The 544-nt window shown below is 29.0% G+C and carries 1 protein-coding gene; it reads right to left on the reverse strand.

The genetic code is table 11. The annotated features are described in order from the left end of the window. Window positions 1–544: hypothetical protein (locus tag L977_RS24700; RefSeq protein WP_197061795.1), on the reverse strand; the 544-nt coding region annotated here is incomplete at both ends.

A 544-nucleotide genomic window follows, 5' to 3' on the forward strand; every position in this document is an offset into this window, starting at 1 on the left:
CCAGCAGTTATACTATCTCCGTCTAATGCTATTGATATATTATTTACACCGTCATAAATTTTCTCATACCAATGCTCTAAATATTCATGTCCCCAAATAGGTGTAACTGGATATTTGTAATAATCAAACGCAGTAGTAGTTGTTGTAACAGTGTCATTACTTACTGACGGGGTATAATTTACCATTTTTTGAAAACTATCTAAATTACTCGGTACGTTGTTAGTGGATGAAGTGTAATTTAAAACTTGCATGTCTGCTAATATCATGTCAATATCAGATTGTGTAAGAGGTTTTAATCTAACATACCCTTGAATAGCATATATTCCATTTGCGTTTATATTTTTTTCGTTTGTAACAGTAACACTCTCACATTTCAAAGTATTGCTATTAAATTTAACTAATTCTAATCTTAAATATTTTGAGTTAGTATATTTTAAAATAGAACCCTTATTTAATGTCATTTTTTGAGTTGAAAAGTATGTCTTGTTAATATCTTTTGAAGCACTACCAACACTATATTTTCCATATGTTACAGTCAAGTCAA

The organism is Enterobacter sp. ZOR0014 (assembly GCF_000798855.1).
Lineage (GTDB): Bacteria > Pseudomonadota > Gammaproteobacteria > Enterobacterales > Enterobacteriaceae > Enterobacter > Enterobacter kobei.